At 68.0% G+C, this 2,641-nt stretch carries 2 protein-coding genes; both read left to right on the forward strand.

Annotated features, from left to right (window positions below; translation table 11 throughout):
• Positions 1–3: 3 nt before the first annotated feature.
• Positions 4–1,278, forward strand: a complete 1,275-nt coding sequence (gene glyA, locus K9U40_RS22510) for a serine hydroxymethyltransferase (protein WP_282892332.1) — start codon at positions 4–6, stop codon at positions 1,276–1,278.
• A gap of 185 nt (positions 1,279–1,463) precedes the next feature.
• Positions 1,464–2,641, forward strand: a 1,178-nt coding sequence (locus K9U40_RS22515; protein ID WP_282892331.1) for a sarcosine oxidase subunit beta family protein, incomplete at its 3' end; no start/stop codon positions are given.

Genomic DNA, 2,641 nt, shown 5'->3' on the forward strand with positions numbered 1-2,641 from the left:
CCCATGACCCTTCACGTCGCCCCCACCCACGCCGCCGACCCCGCCGTGTTCGACGCCATCCGCGCCGAGCTGAAGCGCCAGCAGGACCAGATCGAGCTGATCGCCTCGGAGAACATCGTGTCCGAGGCGGTGCTGGCCGCGCAGGGCTCGGTGCTCACCAACAAATATGCCGAGGGCCTGCCGGGCAAGCGCTATTACGGCGGCTGCGAACATGTGGACGTGGTGGAGGAGATCGCCATCGACCGTGCCAAAGAGCTGTTCGGCGCCGGCTTCGCCAATGTGCAGCCGCACTCGGGCGCGCAGGCCAATGCGGCGGTGCTGATGGCCCTGCTCCAGCCCGGCGACACCCTGCTGGGCATGTCGCTGGCGGCGGGCGGCCACCTCACCCACGGCGCGCCGCCTACCCTTTCGGGCAAGTGGTTCAAGGCCATCGGCTATGGCGTCGCGCGCGACACCGCCCTCATCGACTATGACGAGGTGGAGCGCCTGGCGCAGGAGCACAAGCCCAGGCTCATCATCGCCGGCGGCTCGTCCTATCCGCGCATCATCAATTTCGCCCGCTTCCGCGCCATCGCCGACGCCGTGGGCGCCCACCTCATGGTGGATGCGGCGCATTATGCCGGCCTCATCGTGGCGGGGGCCTATCCCTCCCCCTTCCCCCACGCCCATGTGGTCACCACCACCACCCACAAGACCCTGCGCGGCCCGCGCGGCGGTCTCATCCTCACCCATGACGAGGCGCTGGCGAAGAAGCTGAATTCCGCCGTCTTCCCCGGCCTCCAGGGCGGCCCGCTGATGCATGTGATCGCCGCCAAGGCGGTGGCCTTCGGCGAGGCGCTCACCGACGATTTCCGCACCTATGCGCTGAAGGTGGTGTCCAACGCGCGGGCGCTGGCCGGCCGGCTGTCGGAGCGCGGGGCGGCCATCGTCTCGGGGGGCACGGACAGCCACATGGTGCTGGTGGACCTGCGGCCCTTCGGCGTCACCGGCAAGGCGGCGGAAGCAGCTCTCGAGCGGGCCGGCCTCACCTGCAACAAGAACGGCATCCCGTTCGATCCCGAGAAGCCGTTCGTGACCTCCGGCATTCGCCTCGGCACCCCGGCCGGCACCACGCGCGGCTTCGGCGTCGCCGAGTTCGAACAGGTGGGCGACCTGATCGCCGACGTGCTCACCGGCCTTGCCGCCAACGGCGCCGAGGCCAACGGCAAGGCCGAGGTGGCGACCCGCGCCAGGGTGGCCGCGCTGTGCGCCCGCTTCCCGCTCTATGCGGGGATGTGAGGGGCGGGGCGGCCCCGGCTTGAGCCACCGTCATGGCCGGGACGAGCCCGGCCATGACGGTGGCACCGACTGCGACCGGCGCCCCATCCGCCCCCGTCGCATCCATTCCAGAATCCGGTCGCATTCCGACGAGAACGCCGCCCCGGCCGGGCGCATCCTGACTGCAGAACAAGGACGTGAGGCCCATGCGCCGCTTTTCCATCTCCTCCCTGCTTACCGAAGCCCTCAACGGCCATCAGGGCTGGGAGCGCCAGTGGCGCAACCCCACGCCGAAGGCCGCCTACGACGCCATCATCATCGGCGGTGGCGGCCATGGGCTGGGCGCCGCCTATTATCTCGCCAAGGAACATGGCCTCACCAATATCGCGGTGCTGGAAAAGGGCTGGATCGGCGGCGGCAATGCCGGGCGCAACACCACCATCATCCGCTCCAACTATCTTTATGACGAAAGCGCCGCTTTGTTCGAGCACGCGGTGAAGCTGTGGGAAGGTCTTTCCCAGGAGCTGAACTACAACGTCATGTTCTCCCAGCGCGGCGTCTTGATGCTGGCGCACAACGTGCACGACGTGCAGAGCTTCAAGCGCCACGTCTATTCCAACCGGCTCAACGGCATCGACAACGAGTGGATGACGCCGGAACAGGCCAAGGCCTTCTGCCCGCCGCTGAACATCTCCCCGGACATCCGCTATCCGGTGATGGGCGCGGCGCTGCAGCGGCGCGGCGGCACAGCGCGGCATGATGCGGTGGTGTGGGGCTATGCCCGCGGCGCCGACGCGATGGGCGTGGACATCATCCAGAATTGCGAAGTCACCGCCATCAATCGCGGACCGGATGGCGCGGTGACGGGAGTGGAAACCTCGCGCGGGTCAATAAAGACCAAGAAGATCGGCGTGTCCGTGGCCGGCCACACCTCCATGGTGATGGGCATGGCGGGCGTGCGCATGCCGCTGGAAAGCTTCCCGCTGCAGGCGCTGGTGTCGGAGCCGGTGAAGCCGTGCTTTCCCTGCGTGCTCATGTCCAACGCCGTGCACGCCTACATTTCCCAATCCGACAAGGGCGAGCTGGTGATCGGCGCGGGCACGGACCAGTATGTGTCCTACAGCCAGCAGGGCGGGCTGCACATCACCACCCACACGCTGGACGCCATCTGCGAGCTGTTCCCGCAGTTCACCCGCATGAAGATGCTGCGCTCCTGGGGCGGCATCGTGGACGTGACGCCGGACCGTTCCCCCATCGTCGGCAAGACGCCGGTGAAGGGGCTCTATGTGAACTGCGGCTGGGGCACCGGCGGCTTCAAGGCGACGCCGGGCTCGGCCCATGTGTTCGCCCACACCATCGCCCGCGACGAGCCCCACCCCATCAA

The organism is Xanthobacter autotrophicus, assembly GCF_030015065.1.
Taxonomy (GTDB): Bacteria; Pseudomonadota; Alphaproteobacteria; order Rhizobiales; family Xanthobacteraceae; genus Xanthobacter; species Xanthobacter autotrophicus_D.

Coding starts and splice junctions, on each gene's coding strand:
- glyA (WP_282892332.1), top strand. CDS start 4: ATGACCCTTCACGTCGCCCCCACCCACGCCGCCGACCCCGCCGTGTTC.